Source organism: Pseudomonas sp. Marseille-Q7302 (genome assembly GCF_965111925.1).
This window is the reverse complement of sequence record NZ_CBCOPK010000002.1, coordinates 184,006-210,775: the sequence shown is the minus strand read 5'-3', so window position 1 is coordinate 210,775 and position 26,770 is coordinate 184,006. Positions and strand designations below refer to the sequence as shown.

The following is a 26,770-nucleotide window of genomic DNA, read 5'->3' as shown; positions in this document are numbered from 1 at the left end:
ACCCGGCACGGTCGCCATTGCCAGGGTGCGGCGCTGGGATCGGGCAGTCACCACTCCGGCGATGCTGCTGGTCTGGGTATTGGGCTTCATGCTCGCCATGACGGCTCATTGGCTTGCCGACCACTGGCTCCAGGCCAAGCTGGTGCTCATCGTCATTTTGTCCAGCTTACATGGCGTTCAGTCGGGGCGACTAAGACGGGCTGAAAATCAGACTCTGGGAGCTGGCAGATCCCTAGCACCTATAGTCCTTGCGATTTCTATGACGATTGCTGTCTTTGCGGTACTGAAGCCTTGGAAGTAGCACGCGCGGATCCAAATCCTTGGATGAGGTCGGAGTCAGGCTTAGCATGCTTGGCGGTCTTGTTTCGAGTAGGTGGTCAGTGCTCGATGCGTTTAACAGATTACCAGTACGCGCATTTCCGCCTCCCGATGCGCGGTTGGCGTAGCTGGCGTAGATGTCTGCTGCAGGCGGCTCCCCTGACCACGCCGCTGGCATGACGATACGAGCTATTGCAAGGCCCCGGCGGTCGATCTGCAGGGACCTGGTGGGAAGCTCCTGTCTAATTAATTTAGTGCGATTCAGGAACATCAATTTGCAAAGGCAACAAATTGTAGCCTGGCTGCTCTTTTTCAAGCGCCGAGGTTACTAAAGCATCGATAGCTCTGCGTGCTAACGTTTCTACCGGATGAGATATGACTGCTTGGACTAGACCTTGAGTCAACGCAGCGCGTGTGACAGGCGTAAGATCGTGGCATACGACGATAGGCAACTTGATTTTAATACTTCGCAATTCTTCTAAAGCTCGGATAACACCTTCAATGCCACCGCCAGCAACATAGAGTCCAACAAGATCTGGATAAGCGCTAATTAAATCTAAAGTGTTCGCATGTGCATAGTGCTCGTCCTCCAATGTAAGACGCGAAGCCAATGGTTCCCATTCTTCGGCCGAACTGGCCATGTAGCTACGAAAGCTAAGTTCGCAGAGTTCCTGACACTGGAATCGTTGACTCCCGACCATGACCGCTACTGATCCTGGCTTGCTCGCAAGATGAGTAATAAACCAGCCAGCTACCCGCCCCATCCGTCGGTTGTCAACCCCTATGTAACCCACGCCAGCGCGACTAGCTAACTCTGAAATCATCGCTAGTACGGGCATACCGTTTAAGCACAAATCAGACACTGCTTCGCGCACAGCCACATGATCGACCGCTACTACGCCGAGTGCATCGACTTCGCCGCGCTGCGCCTCGATGCGCCTAGCCACCACTAGCGGGTCCAAATCGTCGAGATATCCGATCATCAACCGTACCCGGGCACGTGCAGTCGCCGCAGCCGCTTCAGCTAGGGCTTGGGCCAGGCCTTGGTAGAAGGCCACCCCGCTTTTCTGCAAAAGGAAGCCGAGGCGGATCGTCGGTCTGTCGTGCCGGAGCCTCTGCTCGATGACGCCCTGGGCATGGAAACCGAGTTTGGCCGCGGCGCGGGCGATGCGTTGCGCGGTATCTGCCCGCACGCCTGCGCGCAGGTTGAGCACCCTATCGACCGTTGAAAGGCTAACGCCGGCCTCTCGAGCGACGTCGGCCATAGTAGGCCGACGCCCAATGGAATCTGACATGAAATGAAAGGCTCCCAACTTGAAGCTGAGGGGTTTTGACAGGTTCGCGACCGGCACTATAGCAGCCTCGAAGAGCCGGTCTTAGCATCGGAACCACGCTTATCTCCGGCGCTACAACAACAACAGCGAGTCTTTCCATGGCTATTCACATCTCCACCGCGCCCTGCTGCTGGGGCGTCGATGACGTCAAGAATCCCTTCCTGCCGCCCTGGCGCCAAGTGCTCCGCGAGGCGGGCCAGGCCGGCTACCGCGGCATCGAACTGGGACCCTATGGGTACCTACCACTGGATGCCGCCGAGGTCGGCCAGGCCTTGAGTGACAATGGCCTGCACGTGGTGGCCGGCACCATCTTCGATGACCTGGTCGATCCGGCCAATCTGCCCTCCTTGCTGACCCAGACCCACAACATCTGCGCCCTGCTCAAGCAGTTGCCGGCGGTGCACCAGGAAGCCGGGCAACGCTTTCCGATGCCCTATCTGGTGGTGATGGACTGGGGCCACGACGAGCGTGACTATTCTGCTGGTCATTCCGATCGCGCGCCGCGGTTGGACGATGCGGCCTGGAACACCATGATGGCGCACATCCGTGCCATCGCCACCCTGTCCTGGCGCGAGTATGGCGTGCGGGCGGTGATCCATCCTCATGCGGGTGGGTATATCGAGTTCGCCGACGAGCTGGCGCGGCTGGTGGACGATATTCCAGACGAAATCGCCGGCCTCTGCCTGGATACCGGTCATCTCTACTACGCCGGCATGGACCCAGCCGCCACCCTGAGGCAGTACGCCTCGCGCCTGGATTACCTGCACTTCAAGGACATCGACCAAGGAGTGTTCGATCAAGTGCTGAACGAACGCATTCGCTTCTTCGAGGCCTGTGCCCAGGGCGTCATGTGCCCTATCGGGCGGGGTGTCATCGACTATCCCGCGCTGCGGACGCTGATCGATGAGCTGGGCTATCAGGGCTACATCACCGTGGAACAGGAGCGCGATCCGCGCAACGCCAAGGGGAGCCTGGAGGACGTGGCTGAGAGCCGCGCCTATCTCACCCGTGCCGGTTTCCAATAACAAGGACTCACCAAAATGATCAACGGCAGCAAGCGTCTTTCCCGCCCCATACGCTGGGCCATGGTCGGTGGTGGTATGAACAGCCAGATCGGCTATATCCACCGCTCCGCCGCCCTGCGTGACCAGAATTTCGTCCTAGTTGCAGGCGCCTTCGACATAGATCCCGCCCGCGGGCAGGCCTTCGGCGAAACTCTGGGCGTCGCCCCCGAGCGTTGCTACGCGGACTACCAGAGCCTCATCGCTGGGGAAGCCGAGCGCGAGGATGGTGTCGAGGCGATTTCCGTGGCAACTCCCAATGGCACTCACTTCGCCATCACCAAGGCCGCCCTGGAGGCGGGCCTCCATGTCGTCTGCGAGAAGCCGCTGTGCTTCACCCTGGCGCAAGCCGAGACTCTGCGCGAGATCGCTCAGGCGCACAACCGCATCGTCGGCGTGACCTATGGCTATGCCGGCCACCAGCTCATCGAGCAGGCGCGGGAGATGATCGCCGCGGGCCAGCTCGGCGAGATCCGCATGGTGCACATGCAATTCGCCCACGGTTTCCACAGTGCGCCGGTGGAGGCGCAGAGCGAGGCCACCAAGTGGCGGGTCGATCCGCGCCTGGCCGGGCCTAGCTATGTGCTGGGCGACGTCGGCACTCATCCGCTGTACATCGCCGAAACCATGCTGCCGGAGCTTAAGATCAAGCGGCTGCAATGCAACCGGCAGAGCTTCGTCAAGAGCCGCGCGCCACTGGAGGACAACGCCTACACCCTGATGGAATACGAGGGCGGTGCCATGGGCTGGGTCTGGTCCAGCGCGGTCAATGCCGGCTCCATGCACGGTCAGAAGGTGCGGGTGATCGGCTCCCTGGCCAGCCTGGAGTGGTGGGACGAGCGACCCAACCAGCTGAGCTTCGAGGTGCAGGGGCAGCCGGCCCAGGTGCTCGAGCGTGGCATGGGCTATCTGCACGCCAGCGCCCTGCTGGACGACCGCATCGGCGCCGGACATCCGGAAGGCCTGTTCGAGGCCTGGTCCAACCTCTATTACCGCTTCGCCCTGGCGATGGATGCCGCCAACCGTGGCGATACCGCGGCACTGGCGCAGATCCGCTATCCGGACATCCATGCCGGTGTCGAGGGGGTTCGCTGGGTGGAGCGTTGTGTGGAGTCGGCCGATCGCGGCGGGGTGTGGATCGACTACTAGGCCGAAGGTAGCCGAGCAAAGGTCAGCTGCCGACAGCGCCTAGCGCCCAAGACCGGTTCCGCTTTGGGGCCGGTCTTCTATTCCACGAGTTTCAAGACAAGGGGAAAACACAATGAAAATAGCCATAGATCCCTACATGTTCCGCAACCTGAGCCTAGCAGAGACCTGCCGCCATGTCGCGGAAGCGGGTTTCGACTATATCGAGCTGGCGCCGCGGGATGATTTTCTGCCCTGGTGGAAACGACCGCGCGCACACCGGGAGCGTGTCGCCGAGTTCAAGAAGGCGCTCAAGGACCATGGTGTGCAATTGGCTTCGCTGCTGCCCATGTACCGTTGGGCGAGCCCCCATGAGGACGAGCGGCAGGCTGCCGTAGGGTATTGGAAGGAAGCGATCCAGGTGGCCGTAGAGATGGGCTGCGACACAATGAATTCGGAGTTCGGCCGCGGTCCTTCACCCGAGCGGGGTCATCGAATCAGTTGTTGCGGCGGTAGCCACAGCCACGAAACCAGCGAGGCAGCCTGGTGGCGCTCCATGGAGGAGCTGGTGCCCATCTTCGAGCGGGAGGGCATTACCCTGAACGTGGAACCCCATCCCGAAGATTGGTGCGAGACCCTGCATCCGGCCGTCGACATGCTCAAGAGCATCGGCTCGGACAACGTCAAGTTTCTCTACTGTGCGCCCCATACCTTCTACTTCGGTGACGACATGGCGCAGATGATTAAGGATGCTGGCACGCTCATCAATCATGTCCATGTCGCCGATACCTGGAATCATAAGGCGTCGTCCGGATTGCGCTACATCATCAATCCGCCCGGTGCTCAGGTCACCGTGCATCAGCACATGGACATGTACCAGGGCGAGATCGACTGGGATTTGTTCTTCTCTTCCCTGGCGCAGGTGGGCTTCGACGGCATCGTCACCTCCTGCGTGTTCGGCTGGGAGGAGCGAGCTGACGAGTCCAGTCGTTTCATGCGCCAAGAGATCCAGAAGTACGTGGACAAGTACTGGCCACGCTGACCCTCCGTGGTGTAACGAAAAAGCCCGGCCTGCAGTTGCAGGCCGGGCTTTTGCTTGGCTAGGGCCTTTAGCGTTGCTGTTGGAAATAGCGCTCCAGCGACTCCAGGGAGTGGCCGCGGGTTTCCGGCAGGTAGCGATGGACGAACAGCAGGGCGAGGATGCCTAGGGCGAAGAAGATGAAGAAGGTGGTGGAGATGCTGAACCAGGCCACCAGTTGCAGGAAGAAGAAGCCGACCAGGAAATTCACCAGCCAGAGCATGCAGCCCGACATGCCCAGGGCGAAACCGCGGATGCGCATGGGGAAGATCTCCGAGAGCATCAGCCAGGTTACCGGCGAGATGGCCGCTTGCTGGAAGGCCAGGAAGGCCACGGTCAGCGATAGGATGGTGAAGCCACGCACCAGTCCGGGCGGCAGCAGCAGGGAGAGTACGCCGATGAGCAGCAGCGATACGGTGGTGCCGAGCAGGCCGATCAGCAGCATGGGGCGACGGTTGACGCGGCCGAGCAGCCAAATGCCGAAGAGCGCGGCGACGACCGAGATGGCGCCGTTAGCGATGTTGGCGATCAGGGCACCCTGGGTATCGAAGCCCGACTCGGTGAGGATCTGTGTGCCGTAGTACATGATGGAATTGACCCCGGTGATCTGCTGGACCGCAGCCAGCCCGAGCCCGAGCAAAAACACGCGCCGGATCCAAGGCGTCTTCAAGTCTTGCCAGCCGCCCTCCTGCTGTTTGGCGTCCTCTTCTGCCTGTTGCCTGACTTCTTCGGCCTCAGCGTGCACCAGATGGGCTTCACGGACCTGACGCAAGGTACGCAGCATCTCACCGAAATGTCCTTTGGAGGCCAGCCAACGCGGTGATTCGGGCATCACCAGCATGCCGAGCCAGAGGACCACCGCCGGCAGGGTGGCGACCACCAGCATCCAGCGCCAAGTGTGCTCGCCCTGATAGAAGTGCGCGATGGCGGCGTTGCTGGTGAAGGCCAGCAACTGACCGGTGACCACCATGAAGTCCTGCCGGGTGACCAATTGGCCGCGTAGCTGCTTGGGTGACATTTCCGCTAGGTAGACGGGAACGGTGATCGAGGCGCCCCCGACCGCCAGGCCGAGCACGAAGCGGGCCGCGACCATTACCTCCATGGTCGGCGCGAAGGTACAACCCAGGGTGCCGAAGATGAAGATCACCGAGAGCAGCAGGATGATGCGCCGACGGCCGTGCCGGTCCGAGATCTTGCCACAAGCCAACGAGCCGATGGCCGCACCGAACACCAGGGCGGAGACCACCAGACTCTCGGTGAGGGGCGTGAGCTGGAAATCTTGGTTGAGATAGGGCAGGGCGCCGTTAATGACACCGGTGTCGTAGCCGAACAGTAGGCCACCGAAGGTGGCGAGGGTAGTAATGACTTGCAGTTTGCGTCGGCTTTCGCCTGGTGTGGCGGCAGCGGGTGCCGCCTTAAGGGCGGATGCTCTCGTGGTATCCATGGCCAACCCCTTGTCTTGTCGTTGTGCTGTTGAGGAGGATGGCCAGAGGTTACCGATTCCAAGGTGTTAATGGAATTAATATTCCAAATTTTTGTTATTTGGATTTTAAATTTCGGTTTATGCCATATCTTGAAAAGGCGTTAGAGGCCCTCAGTCCTCGTCATCCTGTGCCAGTTTGATATCGTCCATCTTCAGCTCGAGACGATAGGCAAGGGCGAGGAACAGCGCCTGGCACAGGCACAGGGTGGCGGTCAGCGAGCGGAATGCGAAAGCGCTCCCCTCGTTAACCAACAGCAGGCCGTCGGCGCGCTTGGCCAGGGGAGAGAGGGTGCTGTCAGTGATGATCAGTGTCTTGGCCTTGTGGTGCTGGGCGATGCGCACGCACTGCTGGCTTTCCTTGCCATAGGGGCTGAAGCTGATAGCGATCAGCAGATCGCCTTGAGCGATGCTGCGCATCTGCTCGCGATAGCCGCCGCCCAGGCCGGTGATGAGGTGGATGCGCTTCTTGGTGTGCTGGAGATTGTAGACAAGGTAGTCAGCTACCGCGAAAGAGCGGCGCACTCCCACAACATAAATATTCTCCGCATCAACCAAAAGGTCGATAGCTCGATCAAAGGCCGCGTCGTCCAGCTCCTCCCCAAGCAGCTCTATGCCGCTGCGTGTAGCGGCGATGCATGCACGGGCGAGATCGCTTCCGCTTTCGTTCTTGCTCTTGTTGACTATGAGAGTACGAATACGCTGCTGGTAGTTCTGCACCGGCGTGGTCTTGTGGGTGTAGGCCTCGCGAAACAGCGCCTGCATCTCGCTGAAACCCTTAAATCCGAATCGTTGGCAAAATCGGACGATAGCCGAGGGGTGCACCTCGCATTGGCTCGCAATGTGGCTGATGCGGTCCACCATCACCCGATCACTTTGCTCGCTGACGTATACGGCTACCCGCTTCAGCTGGCGTGGTAAGGCCTCATAGTCATTGGCGATGGCCGCCAACAGCATTTCGACGCTCACGGGCGGTTCGGCGTTTGAACCGCCCGCGACCACGTTGTCAGGGAGTGCCTCGGATGACATCGCTGGATTCTCTTGTCTCTGTACTGTCGGCAAGGTAGCGCATTCCCCCAAAATCGTCGAAGACCTAAATAAGAAGGGCGCAGGATACGCGTGTAGAAAAAAAATTCTATCACCTTATCTTTTGAAAAAATTTTATTGATTTTTAAATTTTTGCGTTTTAGCCTGGGTTCATTCCGAACAGCGGCGATCCTGGTACGGCGATCGCGGCGATAACAATAAGCAGGAGCCACCCATGGGTGACCAATTCTTCGCCAGCGGGCGCCAGTTGGACGTGATCTGCCTCGGACGGCTGGGGGTCGATCTCTATGCGCAGCAGATCGGGGCGCCGCTGGAGGATGTCAGCAGCTTCGCCAAGTACCTGGGGGGATCCTCCGCCAACATCGCCTTCGGCACCGCGCGCCTGGGGCTGAAGTCGGCGATGCTGACCCGGGTCGGCGACGACCACATGGGGCGCTTCCTGACCCGTGCCCTCCAACGCGAAGGCTGCGACACCCGCGGCATCACCGTGGATCGCGAGCGGCTGACCGCCCTGGTGTTGCTGGGCATCAAGGACCGCGAGACCTTTCCCCTGGTGTTCTATCGCGAGAATTGCGCCGACATGGCGCTGGGCGCGGACGACATCGACGAGGCCTTCATCGCCAGCAGCAAGGCGCTGTTGATCACCGGCACCCACTTCTCCACCGAAGGCGTGTTCCAGGCCAGCAGCCGGGCGCTGGACTACGCCGAGCGCAATGGCGTGAAGCGGGTGCTGGACATCGATTACCGCCCGGTGCTCTGGGGGCTGACCGGCAAGGCCGATGGCGAGACCCGTTTCATCGCCAGTGCCGAGGTCAGCGCCCATGTGCAGCGCATCCTGCCGCGCTTCGACCTGGTGGTGGGCACCGAGGAGGAATTCCAGATCGCCGGGGGCAGCGAAGACCTGCTCACCGCCCTGCGCCGGGTCCGCGAGGTGACCGCGGCGACCCTGGTGGTCAAGCTCGGCGCCCAGGGCTGCACGGTGCTCCACGGCGCCATCCCGGCGCGTCTCGAGGACGGCGAGATCCATCGAGGCATCCGCGTCGAGGTACTCAATGTGCTGGGCGCCGGCGATGCCTTCATGTCCGGCTTCCTGCGCGGCTGGCTCACCGGCGGCGACGATGCCGAATGCTGCCGGCTGGCCAATGCCTGCGGCGGACTGGTGGTGTCGCGCCATGCCTGCGCCCCGGCCATGCCGACCCTGGCGGAGCTGGACTATCTGTTCGCCAGCCCGGTGCCCATCACCCGGCCGGATCTGGATGCCACGCTCAATCGCCTGCATCGGGTCGGCACCCTGCAGCGGGACTGGCGCCCACTGTTCATCTTCGCCTTCGACCACCGCTACCAGCTGGTGGAAAGCGCCCAGCAGGTTGGGGCCGATCCGGCGCGGATCCCGGCGCTCAAGCAACTGTTCGTCCAGGCCATCGCCGAGGTCGAGCAGGCGCTGGCGGGGCAGGGCGTGGCGGCGGATGTTGGGCTGCTGGCCGACGAGCGCTTCGGCCAGGACGCCCTGAATGCCGCCAGCGGCCGTGGCTGGTGGATCGCCCGGCCGGTGGAATTGCAGAATTCGCGGCCGCTGGCCTTCGAGCACGGCCGTTCGGTGGGCAGCACCCTGCTGAGCTGGCCGAAGGAGCAGATCATCAAGTGCCTGGTGCAATTTCACCCCGATGACGAGCCGCTGCTGCGCCTTGAGCAGGAGGCCCAGCTCAAGGGGCTGTACCAGGCGGCCCAGGCCAGCGGTCATGAACTCCTGCTGGAGGTCATCCCGCCGAAGAACCATGCGTCCAGCCGGCCCGACGTGCTCTATCGCGCCATCAAGCGGCTGTACAACCTGGGCATCTATCCCGAGTGGTGGAAGATCGAGGCGCAGCCGGCCGCCGTCTGGAGACAACTCGACCAGTTGATCGCCGAACGCGATCCCCATTGCCAGGGCGTGGTGCTGCTGGGCCTCAACGCCCCGGCCGAGGAGCTGGCCGAAGGCTTTCGGCAGGCCAGCGCCAGCCAGCGCTGCCAGGGTTTCGCCGTGGGCCGGACCATCTTCGCCCAGCCGAGTCGGGCCTGGCTGGCCGGCGAGATCGACGACCGCGCGCTGATCGCGCAGATCCGCAGCAACTTCGAATTCCTGATCCAGGCCTGGCGCGACGCCCGCGCCTGATCGCCTCCTGACGAGCAAGGCTGACATGACCGCACAACAACAACTCAAGATCGGCATCAACCCCATCTCCTGGGCCAACGACGACCTGCCGGCCCTGGGCGGCGACACCCCGCTTGCGACCATCCTGCGCGAGGGCAAGGAAATCGGCTTCCAGGGCTTCGAACTGGGCGGCAAGTTTCCCAGCGAGCCCAAGGCGCTGGGCGAGGTACTCGGCCAGCATGACCTGGAGCTGGTGTCCGGCTGGTATTCCAGCGGCCTGGCGCACCGGGATGTCGAGGCCGAGATCGAGGCGATCCGTCCGCATTGCCGGCTGCTGGCCGAGAACGGCGCCAGGGTGCTGGTCTACGGCGAGGTGGCCGGCTCCATCCAGGGGCAGCGCCGGCCGCTGATCGAACGGCCGCGCTTCCACAGCGACGCCGCCTGGCAGGCCTATGCCGAGAAGCTCGATCGCCTGGCCGCCTTTACCCTGAGCCAGGGCCTGCGCCTGGCCTATCACCACCACATGGGCGCCTATGTGGAAGCGCCCGAGGACATCGCCCGGCTGATGGCGCTGACCTCTCCGGACGTCGGCCTGCTGTTCGATGCCGGCCATTGCTACATGGGCGGTGGCGATCCCCTGAGCGTGCTGCAGCAACATATCGACCGGGTCTGCCACGTGCACTTCAAGGACGTGCGCAAGGCGGTGGTGCAGCTGGCGCGCAACAACCAGTGGAGCTTTCCGGACTGCATCCTCAACGGCACCTTCACCGTGCCGGGTGACGGCGACATCGATTTCTCGGCGTTGCTCAAGGTGCTGGTGGCCGCCGGCTACTCAGGCTGGCTGGTGGTGGAAGCCGAGCAGGACCCGGCCGTGGCGCCGGCCTACGAATACGCCAAGAAGGGCTACGACCATCTGCGCCAGCTGGTGGCGCAGGCCACTGCCTGAGGAGGAATCCGATGAATCTGCTCGTCAAAGCCGACCGTAGCGCCCGCGACATCGTCAGCGTCCCGGCCGGCGCCCTGGACTATGTCGGCTTCGCCGCCCATCGCCTGCAACCGGGGGGGTCCCTGCCGGTGCTGGCGGGTGATCTGGAGGTCTGCATCGTGCTGCTCAGCGGCGGCGCCAGTATCGAGGGCGGGCATCCGCAGCTGGGCGCCTTCGCCTGGCGTGGGCTGGCCGGTCGCCAGAGCGTCTTCGAAGACGTCTCGCCCTATGCCGCCTACCTGCCGCCCGGCAGCGAGGCGCGGGTGACCGCCGACAGCACCGCCGAAATCGCCATCTGCACCTCGCCCGGCAATCCGCTGGTGGCGGACCGGCTGCCACCGCGGCTGATCGAGCCGGCGAGCATGCAGCGATCCACCCGCGGCAAGGGTGCCAATACCCGCTATGTCTGCGACATCCTGCCGGACACGGCGGCGGCCCATTCGCTGCTGGTGGTGGAGGTGCGCACCCCGTCCGGGCACTCCTCCAGCTATCCACCCCATCGCCATGACCGCGACAACCTGCCGGCGGAGAGTCTGCTGGAGGAGTCCTACTACCACCGCATCGATCCGGGCCAGGGCTTCGTCTTCCAGCGCGTCTACACCGACGAGCGTGACCTGGACCAGGCCATGGCGGTGGAAGACCACGACGTGGTGCTGGTGCCGCGCGGCTATCACCCGGTCAGCGTGCCCTATGGCTACGAGTCCTATTACCTCAACGTGATGGCCGGCCCCCGGCGCGTCTGGAAATTCCACAACGATCCGCAGCACGAGTGGCTGCTGACTCGCTAACCCCTTTCGCATTCGCCGTGGCGGCGACCCCAGGACACGAGGATTCAGGACATGAGCGACACCCCCGTCATCGGGCACTACATCAACGGCGCGGTCTCGACCCGGGCCGAGCGTTTCAGCGACGTCTTCAACCCGGCCGAGGGCGTGGTCCAGGGGCGGGTCGCCCAGGCCACGGCGCAGACCGTGGACCAGGCGGTGGCGGCGGCCAAGGCGGCCTTTCCCGAGTGGTCCGAGCAATCGGCGCTGCGCCGGGCGCGCATCCTGTTCCGCTTCAAGGAGCTGCTCGACCAGCACCACCGGGAACTGGCGGCGCTGATCACCCGCGAGCACGGCAAGGTGCTGTCCGACGCCATGGGCGAGGTGACGCGCGGCATCGAGGTGGTGGAATTCGCCTGCGGCGCGCCACACCTGGCCAAGACCAGCTACAGCGACAACATCGGCGGCGGCATCGACAACTGGAACCTGCGCCAGCCGCTGGGCGTGTGCGCCGGCATCACCCCCTTCAACTTCCCGGTGATGGTGCCGCTGTGGATGATTCCCATGGCGCTGGCCACCGGCAACACCTTCATCCTCAAGCCCTCCGAGCGCGATCCCTCCGCCAGCCTGCTGCTGGCCGAGCTGCTCAAGCAGGCCGGTTTGCCCGATGGCGTGTTCAACGTGGTCCAGGGTGACAAGGTGGCGGTGGATGCGTTGTTGCAGCACCCGGACGTGGAGGCCATCTCCTTTGTCGGCTCCACCCCCATCGCCGAATACATCCACCAGGAAGGCACCCGCCGCGGCAAGCGCGTCCAGGCCCTTGGCGGTGCCAAGAACCATATGATCGTGATGCCCGACGCCGACCTGGACCAGGCCGCCGACGCCCTGATCGGTGCCGGTTTCGGCTCGGCCGGCGAGCGCTGCATGGCCATCTCCATCGCCGTGGCGGTGGGTGAGGTGGGCGATGCCCTGATCGAGAAACTGCTGCCGCGCATCGACGCCCTGCGGGTACGCAACGGCGTGGACGCCGATGCCGACATGGGCCCGCTGGTGACCGGCCAGCACAAGGCCAAGGTCGAGGGCTACATCACCAAGGGCGTGGAAGAGGGCGCCAGGCTGCTGGTCGATGGCCGCAACTTCAAGGTGCCCGGCGCCGAGAATGGCTTTTTCGTCGGCGCCACCCTGTTCGACGGCGTGACCCCGGACATGACCATCTATAAGGAAGAGATCTTCGGCCCGGTGCTGGGCATCGTGCGGGTACCGGACTTCGCCAGCGCGGTGGAACTGATCAACGCCCACGAATTCGGCAACGGCGTCTCCTGCTTCACCCGTGACGGCGGCATCGCCCGCGCCTTCGCCCGCACCATCAAGGTGGGCATGGTCGGCATCAACGTGCCCATCCCGGTGCCCATGGCCTGGCATTCCTTCGGTGGCTGGAAGCGATCGCTGTTCGGCGATCACCACGCCTATGGCGAGGAAGGCCTGCGCTTCTACACCCGCTACAAGAGCGTAATGCAGCGCTGGCCCGACAGCATCGCCAAGGGCGCCGAATTCAGCATGCCCACTGCCAAGTAATTCCATCCACACTGCCGGAGCTGCCATGAATCGACCCCTGCGTTTCGCCCTCAACCGCATGGTGGCGCCGTCCCTCGCGCTGCCGGCCTTCCTCCAACTGGCGCGGCAGCTGGGCTGCGATGCCGTGGAGATCCGCAACGATCTCCCCGGCGTCGAGTTGGAAGATGGCACCCCGGCGACCGAGGTGCGGGCGCTGTGCCAGGCCGCGGGCCTGCGCATCCTGTCGATCAATGCGCTCTATCCCTTCGACGTCTGGAACGACGAACGCCGCGCCCAGGCGCTGCGGCTGGCCGCCTATGCCCGGGACTGCGGCGCTGAGGGACTGGTGCTCTGCCCGCTCAACGATAGTGGTGATCACCGCGACGCCGCCCAGCGCGCCCGCGAGCTGCGCACCGCCCTGAGCGAGTTGGCGCCGATCCTGCGCGACCACGGCGTGCTGGGCTTCGTCGAGCCGCTGGGTTTTCCGGAGAGCGCATTGCGCCTCAAGCGCCAGGCGGTGGAGGCCATCCGCGCCATCGGCGGACTCGACGTCTTCCGCCTGGTACACGATACCTTCCATCACCACCTGGCCGGCGAGACCGAGTACTTCGCCGAGCTGACCGGACTGGTGCATCTTTCCGGGGTAGCCGCCCAGGTGCCGGTCGCGCAACTGCGCGATGCGCATCGGGTGCTGGTCGAGGCGGTCGACCGCCTGGGCAATGCGGCCCAGCTCGAGCGCCTGCTGGACGATGGCTATCGCGGTGCGCTGTCCTTCGAACCCTTCGCCGCCAGTGTCCACGCGCTACCCGATGTCGCGCCGGCGCTGGCGCAGAGCATGCGCCTGTTGCAGGAGCGGCTAAGCTGCACCGCGGCGTCGGCGTGAGCCTGCCGCACCGCCACCGCCCGCGACTCTCATAACAAAAGGTGAATCCATGAGCACCCAACGTCTGACCATGGCCCAGGCCCTGGTGAAATTTCTCGACAACCAGTACCTCAGCGTCGATGGCGTCGAGACCAAGTTCGTCGCCGGCGTCTTCACCATCTTCGGCCACGGCAATGTGCTCGGCCTGGGCCAGGCGCTGGAGCAGGACGCCGGTGACCTGGTGGTGCACCAGGGCCGCAACGAGCAGGGCATGGCCCACGCCGCCACCGGTTTTGCCAAGCAGAAGCTGCGCCGGCAGATATACGCCTGCACCTCCTCGGTGGGTCCGGGCGCGGCCAACATGCTGACCGCCGCGGCCACCGCCACCGCTAACCGCATCCCGCTGCTGCTGTTGCCCGGCGACGTCTATGCCAGTCGCCAGCCCGATCCGGTGCTGCAGCAGATCGAGCAATTCCACGACCTGTCGATCAGCACCAACGATGCCTTCCGCGCGGTAAGCAAGTACTGGGATCGCATCAACCGCCCCGAGCAACTGATGAGCGCGGCGATCAACGCCATGCGCGTGCTGACCGATCCGGCCGAGACCGGCGCCGTGACCCTGGCGCTGCCCCAGGATGTGCAGGGCGAGGCCTACGACTATCCCGACTACTTCTTCGCCAAGCGAGTGCACCGCCTGGATCGCCGACCGCCGGTGGCCGCCGCCATCGAAGAGGCGGTGCAGTTGCTCGGGCGCAAGCGCAAGCCGCTGCTGATCTGCGGCGGTGGCGTGAAGTACTCCGGCGCCGCCGAGGCCCTGCAGCGCTTCGCCGAGCGCTTCGAGATTCCCTTCGCCGAGACCCAGGCGGGCAAGAGCGCGGTCGTCTCCAGCCACGAACTCAATGTCGGCGGCATCGGCGAGACCGGCTGCCTGGCCGCCAACCTGCTGGCCAAGGAGGCGGATCTGATCATCGGCGTCGGCACCCGCTACACCGATTTCACCACCTCCTCGAAATGGCTCTACCAGCATCCCGAGGTGGAATTCCTCAACCTCAACGTGGCCGCCTTCGACGCTGGCAAGCTCGACGGCCTGGCCGTGGTAGCCGATGCCCGCGAGGCGCTCACTGCCCTGACCGAGGCGCTGGGCGCCACGGGTTATCGCGCCGGCTGGGGGATGCAGGTGGGCGATGCCCGCGAGCAGTACCACCAGGAGGTGGCGCGGGTCTATGCGGCCGGCTACACCGGCGCCGACTTCGTCCCGGAGATCGACGACGACCTGCCGCGCGCGGTGCTGGAGGAATTCGTCCGCCTGACCGGTTCCTGCCTCACCCAGAGCCAGGTGCTGGGCCGGCTCAACGAGCGCCTGGCCGACGACGCCATCATCGTCGCCGCCGCCGGCAGCCTGCCGGGTGACCTGCAGCGCGCCTGGCACAGCAAGGGGGTCAACACCTACCACCTGGAATACGGCTATTCCTGCATGGGCTACGAGATCAACGCCGCCTTGGGCGTGAAGCTGGCCGAGCCGGAGCTCGAGGTCTATGCCCTGGTCGGCGACGGCTCCTACCAGATGCTGCACTCGGAGCTGGCCACCTCCATCCAGGAGCGGCGCAAGATCAACGTGGTGCTGCTCGACAACATGACCTTTGGTTGCATCAACAACCTGCAGATGGAACACGGCATGGGCAGCTTCGGCACCGAATTCCGCTACCGCAATCCGGAGACCGGCCGGCTCGACGGCGACTTCGTGCCGGTGGACTTCGCCATGAGCGCCGCCGCCTACGGCTGCAAGACCTATCGCGTGAAGACCCTGGAGGAACTCGATGCCGCCCTGGCCGATGCCCGCCAGCAGACCGTCTCCACCCTGATCGACATCAAGGTGCTGCCTAAGACCATGATCCACAAGTACCTGTCCTGGTGGCGGGTGGGGGGCGCCGAGGTCTCCACCAGCGAAAAGATCGCCGCCGTCTCGCGGATGCTCAAGGAGAAGACCGCCCAGGCCCGCCAGTACTGATCGCCGCTCACTCCACAACAAGTCCAAATCGGAGAATGAAGTCATGACCTTGAACATCGGTGTCATCGGGACCGGCGCCATCGGCCGCGAACACATCCGCCGCCTGAGCCACACCCTGCTGGGCAGTCGCGTGGTGGCGGTGACCGATATCAACGCCGAACAGGCCGCCCGGGTGGTCCAGGAGCTGGGCATCACCGCGGAGGTCTATGCCGACGGCCATGCGCTGATCGCCGCGGCGGACGTCCAGGCGGTGCTGGTCGCTTCCTGGGGCCCGACCCACGAGGAATACGTGTTGGCGGCCATCGCCGCCGGCAAGCCGGTGTTCTGCGAAAAGCCCCTGGCGACCACCGCCGAGGGCTGCCGGCGCATCGTCGAAGCCGAGCAGGCCCACGGCAGGCGCCTGGTGCAGGTTGGCTTCATGCGGCCCTACGACGCCGGCTATCGCCGGCTCAAGGCGGTGGTCGACGCCGATCGCATCGGCGCGCCGCTGATGATCCACGCCGCTCACCGCAATCCCACGGTGAGCGAGCACTACAGCACCGACATGGCCATCACCGACACCCTGATCCACGAGATCAACGTGCTGGCCTGGCTGCTGGACGATCACTACGTCTCCGCCCAGGTGGTCTTTCCGCGCAAGGCGCCCGCCGCGCGCGAGCACCTGCGCGATCCCCAGGTGGTGCTGCTGGAAACGGCCAAGGGCGTGCGCATCGACGTCGAGGTGTTCGTCAATTGCCAGTACGGCTACGACATCCAGTGCGAGATCGTCGGCGAGCGCGGCATCGCCCGCCTGCCGGAGCCGACTTCGGTGCAGTTGCGCAGCGAGGCGCGGCTGTCCAACGAGATCCTCATGGACTGGAAGGACAGATTCATCGCCGCCTACGACGTGGAGCTGCAGGCCTTCATCGACGACCTCGCCGCCGGCCAGCTGACCGGCCCGTCGTCCTGGGACGGCTACATCGCCGCGGTAACCGCCGATGCCTGTATCCGGGCCCAGGACAGCGGCGCCATCGAGCCCATCAGTCTGCCCAGCCGGCCGGTGTTCTATAGCTGAGCGAAACCGATGGCGATCCTACCGGGGCAGGGTACTTCGGACACTGAAATCGGCCATCACCGTCAGAAGTGCTTCTGCGTGCTAGCGCCAAGACGTGCCCTAAAGTAAGTGGTCCAGGTACGTTCCAGCGTGGCGCTCGGCAGTTGGCGGTCAGACGCCAAACGAGCGCGGCCCATATCTGGAAGAACGCCTCTGGGACGGTTATCTAACCCTATCAAGCCAATCTGTATATATTTTCTAAATGGTTTGTATTGGAAATAAAATTCCAATAGAGTGCTCCCAGGTAGCTGTACGAATACGACCTTAAGCCGCTTGGCCAAGGCGTCACCAACAAGAACAAGATCAGGTGCCTTCTTATGAAAACGTCCCTATCTCCTGCGGTCAGTTCCCCCTCTGCGGTCCAATCATCCCCGCCCCTCCCGGCCATCCTGGGTTGGCTGCTCCGGCTGTGCAGCCACGAGCAAGCGGATGCAGTGATTGGCGCCATGCCCGGCGCACCTGTCCTCTATCGACTCAAGTGACCCGCGGCTGATTCGACTGTGAGCTCACTCCGCCCGGCGATACCGACTTCGGTCGGCCTGGACAGTCGGAGAGCCTTGCTACGGTCCAGCGCAATCTTTCTTTCATCCAGCCCCAGAACGGAGTGTTGTCCATGCCTTGCAAACCTCGCCTCGCCGCCCTAGCCGTGTCTTTGCTCCTGGCCAGCACCTCTGTGCTCGCCGATATGAAGATTGGCGTGAGCATGCCCACCTTCGACGATAACTATCTCACCTACCTGCGCGAGAACATGAGCAAGAAAGCCAAGCAGGACGGGATTTCCTTGCAGTTTGAGGATGCCCGTAACGATGTGGTCAAGCAGCTCAACCAAGTACAGAGCTTCATCAGCCAGAACGTCGATGCGGTGATCGTAAACCCGGTGGATACAGCGGCCACCCGTAATTTGATCGAGTCGGCGACTAAGGCCGGCATTCCCCTCGTCTTCGTCAACCGAAAGCCGGACGATCCCAAGCTACCCGCCGGCGTGGTGACGGTGACATCCAATGATCGGGAAGCGGGGCATCTCCAGGCCCAATATATCGCCGATAAATTGGGTGGTAAGGGTCAGGTCACCATTCTACTCGGTGAGCTGTCCAACAACTCGACCCAGGTGCGGACCGCCGGCTTCAAGGAAATCCTCGGTAAGTACCCTGGTATCAAGATTATCGAAGAGCAGACCGGCCTGTGGTTGCGCGACAAGGGCATGGATCTGACCAGCAACTGGCTGCTGGCAGGCAAGGAGATCGATGGCATCCTGTCGAACAACGATGAAATGGCTATTGGTGCAGCCATGGCGCTTAAGCAGGCCGGCAAGAAGGGCGTACTGGTCGGCGGCGTGGATGGCACGCCCGATGCACTTGCAGCGATCAAGCGTGGCTTGATGAGTGTCTCGGTGTACCAAGATGCTCGCGGTCAGGCAGAAGGTGCGATTAACGCGGCCGAGAAATTAGCGAAGAAGGAAAGCGTTGAGCAGAACGTGACCATTCCCTACCGCCTCATTACTCCGGAAAACGTGGCCGAATTTCAGGCCATGCTCAAGTAGTACCCCGCACCTCTGAGGCCGGGCTATCGGCCTCAGAAATATCCTCGCAGTCCCCTAGATCTCTACACCCGCCGTTCGGTCGCAACCGCCTTGGTTGCGGCGAGCGTGCGCGTGGCCGTTACGCCGCGCTGCACCCGCCATAAAAACAATATCGATCATGGAGCGAAAAATATGAGCTTTGCGAAGAAGGTTATCAGTCTGGCCGGGGTCATAGCGGTCATACAGACCTCTGCCTACGCTGTGGAAACCACTGGATATCTACGGGGAGGTTTCGGTGACTCTAGCGGTTCCGATTCCATGCGGTGTTTCAAACTGCAAGGCGCACAAGCCAAGTACCGATTGGGCAATGAATGCGAACAGTATGGCGAATTTTCGGCCAAGCAGGACTTCTTGACCCTTGATGACGGCTCGGCGATAGGGGCCTACGGCATGGTCAGTTTTAATAACCGTTACGACCGCACGCCGACTTTCAATGGCGACAACGGCGAAATCAGACTGCCCCAGGCCTATGCCTACTGGAACAACATCGCTGCCCTAAACGGCGGCAGCCTCTGGGCCGGCCGTCGTTACTACAAACGGAACGACATCCATATCAACGACTTCTTCTACTGGAACCAGAGCGCCACCGGCGGCGGTATCGAGGACGTTAATATCGGCGGTCTCAAGTACAGCCTTGCCTTCTCCCGCAAGGACAACCAGAACCAGAAGGACTTCCAAAACCGCATTGACTTCAACGTCGCGGGCTTCAACACCAACCCCAGTGGCTCCCTGGAGATTGGCGTCAGCTATCTAGACAAGCCAAGCAACCAGCCCAACGCCAACAGTGGTGTCGCGGTGACGCTGCAGCACAAGCAGGCCAACTTCATGGGCTGGGGTGGCGTGAACACCTTTGCCGTACAGCGCGGCCAGGGTCCGGGCACTGCCCTGGGCAGCACAGGCGACCCCACCTTGAGCAGTGCCGACGTCTCCTATCGTGTCGTTGACTACTTCGACTGGCAGATCAGCCGTTACTGGGGTGGCCAGATCGCCGCGGTGTACCAGAAGGACGAGCGTCCCAATGGCAACGACCTGCGCTGGACCTCGCTGGGCGGCCGCGTGGTCTACGGTATCACCGACCAGTTCAAGTTCTCCACCGAACTGGGTCATGACCAGGTGCAGGCTCCCGGCGGCACCCGCAAGCTGACTAAGCTGACCCTGGCACCGACCTGGTCGCCTAAAGGTCCGGAATTCAAGTCGCGTCCCGAATTCCGCTTGTTCTACACCTATGCCGCCTGGAACCGGGCAGCTCAGCAGGCAGCCGATGAATTCGACGCCGGCTCCGCGCTGTCGAGCACCGGTAGCTTCGGCAACGATCTGCATGGATCCAACGTTGGCTTCCAGATCGAGCAGTGGTGGTAGGCCTGGTCGAGTACCACCGGGTCATAACCCGGGCGTCTGACAGAAACGCCACGTTCTCGGGTAGAGAACGTGGCGTTTTTTGCTTAGAGATCGCGAAATGAAAGGGAGCTGGCAATAAAGTAGCCGCAGACGGCTCTAGTCCGACGAGATACGCTTTTTTTTTGATTGGCTCTTACGGTAAAAAATTCCAAAAATATATTGACTGGAAAATATATTCCAATCAAAGTCGGGTCACTGGCTAGAGCCATGAGGCGGTCGTCTGCACTCGCCTCTACAAGAATAAGAAGGTGTGATCATGTCGTTCGCTTCGCTGGCGTCACTGCTTGTCCGCATTCCTCTCGCCTGCTGCTTTGGCCTGCTATTGACCTACAGCGGTGTCGCCGCGGCCGAGTTGCGCATCGGCGTCACCGTCGGCAATCTCGACAATTACATCGCCTACCTGGTCCGCGCCATGCAGGACCGGGCCAAACAGGTAGAGGGCGGCGCCACCCTGCAGATCGAAGACTCCGCCAGTGATGTGGTCCGGCAGCTGGGCCATGTCGAAAATTTCATCGCCCAGAAGGTTGATGTGCTCATCGTCAATCCGGCCGATACCGCCGCTACCCGCAAGATCACCCAGCGTGCCACCGCCGCCGGCATCCCCCTGGTCTACCTCAACAGCCGCCCGGAGGTGGAGAACTTCCCCGCCGGGGTGGTGTTCGTCGGCACCGACGAGCGCGCCATTGGCCAGCTGCAGATGGAGTATCTGGCCAAGCTGATGGGCGGCAAGGGTCACCTCGCCATCCTTCTTGGCCGCCTGGCCCATGACGACACCCGCAAGCGCACTGCCGGCGTCAAGGACGTACTGGCCAAGTACCCGGATATCAAGGTGGTGGAGGAGCAATCCGGCGACTGGCAGCGCGAGAAGGGGCTGGACCTGATGAACAATTGGCTGCTGGGCGGACGCGAGATCGACGCCGTGGCGGCCAACAACGACGAGATGGGCATTGGCGCGGCCATGGCCCTACAACGCGCTGGCCGTCAGGACATTCCCGTGGGCGGTATCGACGGCACTCCCGATGGTCTCGCCGCCATCGCGCGCAAGCAGCTTACCGTGACGGTGCTGCGTGATCCTGTGGCCATGGGCAACGGCGCCGTGGACGCTGCCGTCAAGCTTGCCCAGCACCAGGCGCTACAGGGTGATCTCTGGATCCCGGTGCATCTCGTTACCCCGGACAACTATCAGCAGTTCCAGCATCAATGACCTAAACCGCCGGCCGGCTCAGCACGGCCGGCGAGGAGATCGTGATCATGCTCAGTTCCGCCACCCCTGCCACAGCTCCCGCCCCTGCGGCCACGGTTGCACCCAGCGAATACCTGCTGGAAATCGTCGATGTCACCAAGGAGTTTCCCGGCGTCAAGGCGTTGTCCCACGTGCAGCTGCGGGTGCGTCCCGGCACCGTGCTGGCGCTGATGGGCGAGAACGGCGCGGGCAAGTCAACACTGATGAAGATCATCGCCGGCATCTACCAGCCCGACGCTGGCGAGGTGCGGCTGCGCGGGGTGCCGGTGCGCTTCGAGACGCCGCTGCAGGCGCTGCAGTCGGGGATCGCCATGATCCACCAGGAACTCAACCTGATGCCCTTCATGACCATCGCCGAGAACATCTGGCTGGGTCGCGAACCGCTCAATGCCCTGCATCTGGTGGACCACGGCAAGATGCGGCGCCAGACCCAGGCATTGCTGGACCGGCTGCGCATCGCCCTGGACCCGGAAGACAGCGTGGGCAGTCTGTCCATCGCCGGGCGGCAGATGGTGGAGATCGCCAAGGCGGTGTCCTACGACAGCGATGTGCTGATCATGGACGAACCCACCTCGGCCATCACCGAGACCGAGGTGGCGCATCTGTTTTCCATCATCGCCGACCTCAAGGCCCAGGGTAAGGGCATCGTCTACATCACCCACAAGATGGACGAGGTATTCCAGATCGCCGACGAGGTCGCGGTGTTCCGCGACGGCCAGTACATCGGTCTGCAGCCCGCCGACAGCCTGAACGGCGACGGCCTGATCGCCATGATGGTGGGGCGCGAACTGACCCAGCTGTTCCCGGAGCGCACCGCGCCGCGCGCCGAGGTGCTGCTGTCGGTACGCGACCTGGGCCTGGACGGGGTGTTCTCCGGCGTCTCCTTCGACCTGCGCGCCGGCGAGGTGCTGGGCATCGCCGGACTGATGGGCTCGGGGCGTACCAATGTCGCCGAGACGCTGTTCGGGGTGACCCCGGCCACCGCCGGCGAGATCCGCATCGACGGTCAACCGATACGCATGAGCGATCCTCATCTGGCGATCCAGAAAGGCCTGGCGCTGCTCACCGAAGACCGCAAGGACACCGGCATCTTTCCCTGCCTGTCGGTGGGGGAAAACATGGAGGTGGCGGTGCTGAACGGCTTCGCCAGCGGCGGCTTCGTGCAGCAGCAGCGCCTCGACCAGCTCTGCGAGGAGATGCGTCAGCAACTGCGGGTGAAGACCCCCTCGCTGGACCAGTGCATCGCCAACCTCTCCGGCGGCAACCAGCAGAAGGCGCTGATCGCCCGCTGGCTGATGACCCGCCCGCGCATCCTCATCCTCGACGAGCCCACCCGCGGCATCGACGTCGGCGCCAAGGCCGAGATCTACCGGCTGATCGCCAAGCTGGCCGCCGAGGGCCTGGCGGTGATCATGATTTCTTCCGAACTGCCCGAGGTCCTGGGCATGAGCGACCGGGTGATGGTGATGCACGAAGGTACTGTCACCGGCTTTCTCGATCGCGGCGAAGCCACCCAGGAGCGGGTCATGCACCTGGCTTCTGGTAATCCAGTATTGCACTAGCATGCCGCGGGTATTCCCCGCTGCCTTCGCTTATAACGAGGTAGAACAAAGTGAGTGCTCTCTTGGACAAAAAAATTACAGAACCTTCAGCCGCTCGCCCGCGGCACCGTATCCCCACCGAGCTGGGCATTCTGCTGGTGCTGCTGGGCATCGGTCTGGTTTTTGAGGCCTTCGGCTGGATGCTGCGCGACCAGAGCTTCCTGATGAATTCCCAGCGTCTGGTGCTGATGATCCTGCAGGTCTCGATCATCGGCCTGCTGGCCATCGCCGTGACCCAGGTGATCATCACCACCGGCATCGACCTCTCCTCCGGTTCGGTGCTGGCGCTGTCGGCCATGGTGGCGGCGAGTCTGGCCCAGGGCTCGGACTTCGGCCGGGCGGTGTTTCCCTCGCTGACCGACCTGCCGGTCTGGGTGCCGGTCATGGCCGGCCTCGGGGTCGGGCTGCTGGCCGGCGCCATCAACGGCAGCATCATCGCCGTCACCGGCATCCCGCCCTTCATCGCCACCCTCGGCATGATGGTCTCGGCCCGCGGCCTGGCGCGCTACTACACCGAAGGCCAGCCGATCAGCATGCTGTCCGACAACTACACCGCCATCGGCGCCGGGGCCATGCCGGTGATCATCTTCCTGGTGGTGGCGGTGATCTTCCACGTCGCCCTGCGCTACACCAAGTACGGCAAGTACACCTATGCCATCGGCGGCAACATGCAGGCCGCGCGCATCTCCGGCATCAACGTCAAGAAGCACCTGATCATCGTCTACAGCATCGCCGGCCTGCTGGCGGGCCTGGCCGGGGTCGTGGCCTCGGCCCGCGCCGCCACCGGCCAGGCGGGCATGGGCATGTCCTACGAACTGGACGCCATCGCCGCGGCGGTGATCGGCGGCACCAGCCTGGCAGGCGGGGTAGGGCGCATCACCGGCACCGTGATCGGCGCCCTGATCCTCGGCACCATGGCCAGCGGCTTCACCTTTCTCGGGGTGGACGCCTACGTCCAGGACATCATCAAGGGCCTGATCATCGTGGTCGCAGTGGTCATCGACCAGTACCGCAACAAGCGCAAGGCCAAGCGCTAGGGCTGGCGCGTTCCCCCTTTCCCTAAAGAGGGCGACCCAATATCCGAGCGCTTTTCTCCCTCTCCCTTTGGGAGAGGGCTGGGGTGAGGGCGAGCCTGCACCCACCCTTCCTTTTACCCGGCCGGCTACTGGCTTGGCCGGCCGGGTCTTTCTACAACCCTCACGGAGAACGACATGCGCGACATCGGCACCGGCTTCATGGGACATGCCCATGCCCAGGCCTTCCATCACGCGGCGAGCAGTTTCAGCCTGCCGGTCCGTGCGCGGCTGGTGGCCCTGGCCGACGCCGATCCGGAGCGCGCCGCCCGCTGCGCCGACGCCTGGGGCTTCGTCCGCAGCTGCGACTGGGAGCGCCTGATCGCCAGGTCGAGCTGGTGGCCATCACCACGCCCACCTGCTGCACGCGCCCATGGCCCTGGCCGCTCTGGCGGCGGGCAAGGCGGTCTACTGCGAGAAGCCCCTGGCGGTGAGCCTGGAGGAGGCGACGCGGAAGCGCGACGCCGCGCGCCAGGCCGGGGTGGTCAACCGGGTCGGCTACAACTACCTGCAGAATCCTATACTCAAGCAGGCGCGCGAATTGATCCAGAGCGGCGAGCTGGGCGAGATCGTCAGCTTCAGCGGCGAATTCAGCGAAGACTTCATGGGCGATCCCCAGGGGCCCTTCACCTGGCGCTGCGAGACCCGCCAGGCCGGCGACGCCCTGGCCGACCTGGGCAGCCATATCCTGTCGCTGGCGCGCTTCCTGCTCGGCCCGGTGGCGGCCCTGTGCGCCGATCTGCACACCGCCCATGGCCAGCGCCCCCACCAGGGCGGCACCCGCGCGGTGGAGATCGACGACCAGGCCCATCTGCTGCTGCGCTTCGCTAATGGCGCCCGTGGCACCCTGACCACCAGCTGGCTCAAGCACGGGCGCAAGAATCGCCTGGCCTTCGAGGTCTGCGGCACCCGCGGCACCCTCAGCTTCGACCAGGAGCGCCTCAACGAACTGCGCCTCTACCAGGTCGGCGATCGTCCGGGCCTGGGCGGTTTCCGTACCCTGCTGGCTGGTCCGCACCTGGCGGACTACGCCGCCTTCTGCCCGGCGCCCGGTCACCAGCTCGGCTACAACGAACTCAAGACCCTGGAGGTCCGCTCGCTGCTGGAAGCCCTGGGCGGCAACCCCGGCCATACCGGCGTCGACTTCCAGGAAGCCTGGGAAGTGGAACGCCTGGCCCAGGCCGCGCGGCAATCGGCATGGGAGGAGCGCTGGGTCAGACTCTAGTCTGGGGTAGGATGCCGGGATCATCCCGCGCGAGGATTGTCCCTTTTCCATGACACACTCTCCGGCGACGGCCTCACCCCGGTCCGGCGCATGAAGCTCATCGCGCTGCTGCTGTTCCTGGCGGCGGTGCTCTACTGTCTGGCCTAGGTAGGCACCCCCATTGCTTTAAGGCATATGCGTTGTATATCCCTTAAAAGTGCGCTACTTTGGCCTATGTCATGCATATGCCAAAGGAGCGAATCATGCGTACCGTATCGATTTTCATGAATGGCAGGAATCAAGCAGTCCGGCTGCCCCAGGACATGGCTTTTGTTGGCATTGGCGAGCTTGAAATCTCGAAGGAGGGTGACGTCATCACCCTGCGGCCTGCTCGTCCATCCTGGACTTCTCTGGCGGAATTGCCTAAGGCGGACGCTGACTTCCTGCAGGAGCGCACCGCAGTGGCCAGTGATGAAGGCAGGTTCACTCTGTGACCATCTACATGCTCGATACCTGCATTTGTTCGTTCATCATGCGGGAGCATCCAGATGCTGTGATCAGACGCCTTGCTGCTGAGGTTGAGCGCGGTAACCGCATCGTAATTTCGGCTATCACCTACGCGGAAATGCGTTACGGCCAGATCGGCAAGAGGGCCTCACCCAAGCACAAGGTTCTGGTGGACGAGTTCGTTCGGCGACTGGACGCGGTGATCGCCTGGGACTTGTGCGCGGTCGATGCGACGGTTGAGGTCATGCGCCAGCTCAATGCCGCGGGTACACCAATCGGGCCGAACGACACGGCCATTGCTGGGCATGCAATTGCCATCGGCTGCACCCTGGTGACCAATAACGTGCGTGAGTTCAGCCGGGCCCCCGGCCTCGTGTACGAAGACTGGGCCTGATAGGTGTGACGTAATGCAATTGGCGATGGTTGTCGTCACTTGAACTGGCAGCTTGCCAACGCAATTGATGGACAGATCCCGGTTGCTGAAGACATCTCCTGCAGCCTGGCGGAGATCGTCACCGTCGCACAGCACAACGATAAGGGACCTGCAACGCACCCAGAGCGCCAACATAGCGCGCTGCGGCGTCAAGCCTATCCGAACACCTCCGGCCGTTGGTCCAACACCAACATGTGCCCGGGATAGTGGGATATGCAGTAGGCGCTTCGCAGCTGAGGCAGGACTTGCTGTGGCGTCACCCCGCACGCCCAGAACAGCGGCACGTCGTCTGGGCCCATAGGCGGCACCACGCCAAAGTCTGGCGCCTGCAGGTCAGTGATGCCGAGCGCCTCAGGATCGCCGATATGGACAGGCGCACCATGCCCGCTGGGATAGCGCGCGGTCACCAGCACTGCCTGACTGACTAGCGAGCGGGGGACCGGTCGCATGCTCACCACCAGCGTCCCGCCCATGGCGCCGGCCGGCGCGTTGAGTACCGTGGTGGTGTAGACCGGCGGTGCTGCGCTGCTGACCGCGATGCCGGCGCGGCGCAATGGCGCGTCGAAGGTGTGGCTGCAGCCCAGCAAGATGAGCACGGAATCCTCCCGCCAATAGGCTTCGATGTCCGTCGGCTCCGCCACCAGGTGGCCATGCTGCCAAACGCGATACCGCGGCAGCATGGTCCGGATGTCGATGGCCGCCCCGGGTAAGGGCACCCAAGGATCCCCGGCATCGCCCACCGCCAGAATCGGACAGGTCTTAGGGTTGCGCAGACAGAACAGCAGCAGCGCATAGGCCTGGGCCTGCGGCACGATCACCAGGTTGGCCTGCTGGTAATCATCGAGCACGCCGGCGGTGGGCGTGGTCCATTCGTCCCGGGCAATCTGCAAAC

At 63.5% G+C, this 26,770-nt stretch carries 22 protein-coding genes and 1 pseudogene; 19 read left to right on the top strand and 4 right to left on the bottom strand.

The genetic code is table 11. The features are described from left to right. The coding region (locus tag ACWPW1_RS22040; RefSeq protein WP_454254040.1) for a CopD family protein at nt 1–301 on the top strand (301 nt) is incomplete at its 5' end. A 268-nt stretch (nt 302–569) separates the two neighbouring features. On the opposite strand, the gene ACWPW1_RS22035 is transcribed toward ACWPW1_RS22040, so the two are convergent. After that, a complete protein-coding gene (locus tag ACWPW1_RS22035) occupies nt 570–1,583 on the bottom strand; it encodes a LacI family DNA-binding transcriptional regulator (RefSeq protein ID WP_454254039.1) in 1,014 nt (337 codons plus the stop codon). A gap of 167 nt (nt 1,584–1,750) precedes the next feature. Here ACWPW1_RS22035 and ACWPW1_RS22030 point away from each other — a divergent pair, with 167 nt between their 5' ends. From ACWPW1_RS22030 to ACWPW1_RS22020, 3 genes are all read left to right on the top strand, one after another. Continuing rightward, entirely contained in the window at nt 1,751–2,677 is a 927-nt protein-coding gene (locus ACWPW1_RS22030; protein WP_454254038.1) for a sugar phosphate isomerase/epimerase family protein, read from the top strand. A gap of 15 nt (nt 2,678–2,692) precedes the next feature. Next, nucleotides 2,693–3,862, top strand: coding sequence for a Gfo/Idh/MocA family protein (locus tag ACWPW1_RS22025; RefSeq protein WP_454254037.1), 1,170 nt, complete (start codon nt 2,693–2,695; stop codon nt 3,860–3,862). Between the two features lie 112 nt (nt 3,863–3,974). Beyond that, nucleotides 3,975–4,880, top strand: coding sequence for a sugar phosphate isomerase/epimerase family protein (locus ACWPW1_RS22020; protein ID WP_454254036.1), 906 nt, complete (start codon nt 3,975–3,977; stop codon nt 4,878–4,880). 67 nt (nt 4,881–4,947) lie between these two features. Here ACWPW1_RS22020 and ACWPW1_RS22015 read toward each other — a convergent pair whose 3' ends face one another. Together ACWPW1_RS22015 and ACWPW1_RS22010 are read right to left on the bottom strand one after the other, a co-directional pair. After that, on the bottom strand, nt 4,948–6,360 hold the full coding sequence (locus tag ACWPW1_RS22015) for a sugar porter family MFS transporter (RefSeq protein WP_454254035.1): 1,413 nt from the start codon (nt 6,358–6,360) through the stop codon (nt 4,948–4,950). Between the two features lie 150 nt (nt 6,361–6,510). Next, nucleotides 6,511–7,425, bottom strand: a complete 915-nt coding sequence (locus ACWPW1_RS22010; protein ID WP_454254034.1) for a MurR/RpiR family transcriptional regulator — start codon at nt 7,423–7,425, stop codon at nt 6,511–6,513. 232 nt (nt 7,426–7,657) lie between these two features. On the opposite strand from ACWPW1_RS22010, the gene ACWPW1_RS22005 reads away from it, so the two are divergent. The 15 genes and pseudogenes from ACWPW1_RS22005 to ACWPW1_RS21935 all read left to right on the top strand — a co-directional run bounded on the left by ACWPW1_RS22005 (nt 7,658) and on the right by ACWPW1_RS21935 (nt 25,839). After that, entirely contained in the window at nt 7,658–9,595 is a 1,938-nt protein-coding gene (locus ACWPW1_RS22005; RefSeq protein WP_454254033.1) for a bifunctional 5-dehydro-2-deoxygluconokinase/5-dehydro-2-deoxyphosphogluconate aldolase, read from the top strand. A 25-nt stretch (nt 9,596–9,620) separates the two neighbouring features. Further along, entirely contained in the window at nt 9,621–10,520 is a 900-nt protein-coding gene (gene iolE, locus ACWPW1_RS22000) for a myo-inosose-2 dehydratase (protein WP_454254032.1), read from the top strand. Between the two features lie 11 nt (nt 10,521–10,531). Next, on the top strand, nt 10,532–11,347 hold the full coding sequence (iolB, locus tag ACWPW1_RS21995; protein WP_454254031.1) for a 5-deoxy-glucuronate isomerase: 816 nt from the start codon (nt 10,532–10,534) through the stop codon (nt 11,345–11,347). Nucleotides 11,348–11,398: 51 nt separating this feature from the next. Next, nucleotides 11,399–12,898, top strand: a complete 1,500-nt coding sequence (locus tag ACWPW1_RS21990; protein WP_454254030.1) for a CoA-acylating methylmalonate-semialdehyde dehydrogenase — start codon at nt 11,399–11,401, stop codon at nt 12,896–12,898. Nucleotides 12,899–12,923: 25 nt separating this feature from the next. Continuing rightward, nucleotides 12,924–13,760 carry a TIM barrel protein gene (locus ACWPW1_RS21985; RefSeq protein WP_454254029.1) on the top strand — a complete coding sequence of 279 codons (837 nt, stop codon included), beginning with the start codon at nt 12,924–12,926 and terminating at the stop codon, nt 13,758–13,760. A 49-nt stretch (nt 13,761–13,809) separates the two neighbouring features. Next, a complete protein-coding gene (gene iolD, locus ACWPW1_RS21980; RefSeq protein ID WP_454254028.1) occupies nt 13,810–15,747 on the top strand; it encodes a 3D-(3,5/4)-trihydroxycyclohexane-1,2-dione acylhydrolase (decyclizing) in 1,938 nt (645 codons plus the stop codon). A gap of 43 nt (nt 15,748–15,790) precedes the next feature. After that, entirely contained in the window at nt 15,791–16,801 is a 1,011-nt protein-coding gene (locus ACWPW1_RS21975) for a Gfo/Idh/MocA family protein (protein ID WP_454254027.1), read from the top strand. A gap of 652 nt (nt 16,802–17,453) precedes the next feature. Further along, on the top strand, nt 17,454–18,380 hold the full coding sequence (locus tag ACWPW1_RS21970) for a sugar ABC transporter substrate-binding protein (RefSeq protein ID WP_454254026.1): 927 nt from the start codon (nt 17,454–17,456) through the stop codon (nt 18,378–18,380). A 171-nt stretch (nt 18,381–18,551) separates the two neighbouring features. Then, nucleotides 18,552–19,778, top strand: a complete 1,227-nt coding sequence (locus ACWPW1_RS21965) for a carbohydrate porin (RefSeq protein WP_454254045.1) — start codon at nt 18,552–18,554, stop codon at nt 19,776–19,778. A 295-nt stretch (nt 19,779–20,073) separates the two neighbouring features. Continuing rightward, on the top strand, nt 20,074–21,021 hold the full coding sequence (locus tag ACWPW1_RS21960) for a sugar ABC transporter substrate-binding protein (RefSeq protein ID WP_454254025.1): 948 nt from the start codon (nt 20,074–20,076) through the stop codon (nt 21,019–21,021). Nucleotides 21,022–21,068: 47 nt separating this feature from the next. After that, a complete protein-coding gene (locus ACWPW1_RS21955; protein ID WP_454254024.1) occupies nt 21,069–22,622 on the top strand; it encodes a sugar ABC transporter ATP-binding protein in 1,554 nt (517 codons plus the stop codon). A gap of 62 nt (nt 22,623–22,684) precedes the next feature. Beyond that, nucleotides 22,685–23,698, top strand: a complete 1,014-nt coding sequence (locus ACWPW1_RS21950) for an ABC transporter permease (protein ID WP_454254023.1) — start codon at nt 22,685–22,687, stop codon at nt 23,696–23,698. 174 nt (nt 23,699–23,872) lie between these two features. Next, nucleotides 23,873–24,959, top strand: a pseudogene (locus ACWPW1_RS21945) (Gfo/Idh/MocA family protein). 242 nt (nt 24,960–25,201) lie between these two features. Further along, the gene (gene vapB, locus ACWPW1_RS21940; RefSeq protein WP_454254022.1) at nt 25,202–25,432 is read left to right on the top strand and encodes a type II toxin-antitoxin system VapB family antitoxin; all 231 of its coding nucleotides are present in this window, start codon (nt 25,202–25,204) and stop codon (nt 25,430–25,432) included. Then, complete coding sequence (locus ACWPW1_RS21935; RefSeq protein ID WP_454254021.1) at nt 25,429–25,839, top strand: type II toxin-antitoxin system VapC family toxin; 411 nt, start codon at nt 25,429–25,431, stop codon at nt 25,837–25,839. Before vapB ends, ACWPW1_RS21935 begins: the two co-directional genes overlap by 4 nt. 194 nt (nt 25,840–26,033) lie before the next feature. On the opposite strand, the gene ACWPW1_RS21930 is transcribed toward ACWPW1_RS21935, so the two are convergent. Continuing rightward, complete coding sequence (locus ACWPW1_RS21930) at nt 26,034–26,768, bottom strand: D-glutamate cyclase family protein (RefSeq protein ID WP_454254020.1); 735 nt, start codon at nt 26,766–26,768, stop codon at nt 26,034–26,036. Nucleotides 26,769–26,770 lie beyond the last annotated feature (2 nt).